Source organism: Nocardia sp. NPDC060220, from assembly GCF_042727815.1.
GTDB lineage: Bacteria > Actinomycetota > Actinomycetes > Mycobacteriales > Mycobacteriaceae > Nocardia.
The window spans coordinates 1-1,205 of the sequence record NZ_JBHWZY010001329.1; the positions used below are offsets into that span (position 1 = coordinate 1).

Genomic DNA, 1,205 nt, shown 5'->3' on the forward strand with positions numbered 1-1,205 from the left:
GTGGCAGTCCTAGAGGTGGTGCAACGACTCCCCGAGCCGTTGCGTTCCCTGCTCTTGAAGCATCGGGAACTTCTGAAATTCGCCGTGGTCGGTGCGATCACCTGGTTCATCGACACGGGCGTTGTGTACGCGGTGAAACTGACGGTGCTCGGCGACAAGCCGCTCACCGCGCGCCTGCTCGGGGCGCTGATCGCGACCATCGCCTCCTATATCCTCAACCGCGAGTGGTCGTTCAACGCACGAGGCGGGCGCCAGCGCAGTCACGAAGCGGCCCTGTTCTTCGCGGTCAGCGCCTTGGGCATCGTGGTCACCATGATTCCGCAGGCGCTGTCGCTCTACGCGCTGAATCTGCGTGTGCCGCACGTGGATCCGACGGTACAGATGGTCGCCAACTTCATCTCGGGACAGATCCTCGGCGTCCTGCTGGCCATGGCGTTCCGCTTCTGGGCCTTCCGCCGCTACGTCTTTCCCGACGACCTGCGCGAAGCCGAACTCCACAGCATCCAAGGGTAGGAACCGGCGCAGCCGCCGATGGGGGTTTTCGGCCGCCTTGATCTGGACTGACCGAAGGGTGCGACGAAGGAGTACCCGTAGGGAGGGAAGATCAAGGTTCCCAGGCCGAAAACCAGCGGCGCCAGCCGCAAAGATTACTGACGGCGCTCGGGGTGTTCCAGTGCGGTGATCACCAGGTCGATGAAGGCGTCGACTTCTTCGCGGGCGTAGCCGCGGGTGCCGAGGCGGGTGTCGGTGAAGCGGACGCCCCGCACATCGGCGGTGGTGAGGCTGCCGGGGCCGTTGTGGGCCAGGGTCGCCGCGACCAGGTCGAGGAAGGCGTCGACCTCTTCCTCGTGGTAGCCGCGCCTGCCGACGGCGGACTGGGTGAACCGCATGCGGTGCACATCGTCGGGGGTGAGCATCTCGGCGACATCGTCGCCCGCGCGCGCCGCCGGAACGGGGGCGCCGCCCTTCTGGCGATGTTCGAGCTCGGTCCGCACCCGGTCGAGGAAGTCGTCGACCTGATCGGCCTGATATCCGCGACCGCCGAAGCGCGGTGCGCCGAAGTGCACGTGACGGATGTCGTCGGCGGTGAGCGCGCCCTGCCCGTCGAGGGTGGCCGACACCCGTTCCAGGAAGGCGTCGACCTCGTCTGCGTGGTAGCCGCGGTGCCCCAGGGTCGGCATGGCGAAGTGGGTGCGGCTCACATC

2 protein-coding genes are annotated in these 1,205 nt (G+C 67.0%); one reads left to right on the plus strand and one right to left on the minus strand.

Annotated elements, in window-relative coordinates; all coding sequences use genetic code 11:
• Entirely contained in the window at positions 1-513 is a 513-nt protein-coding gene (locus tag ACFWF3_RS36480) for a GtrA family protein (protein WP_378626902.1), read from the plus strand.
• Between the two features lie 134 nt (positions 514-647).
• Here the strand turns inward: ACFWF3_RS36480 and ACFWF3_RS36485 are convergent.
• On the minus strand, positions 648-1,205 hold a 558-nt coding region (locus ACFWF3_RS36485; RefSeq protein WP_379318772.1), incomplete at its 5' end, for a DivIVA domain-containing protein.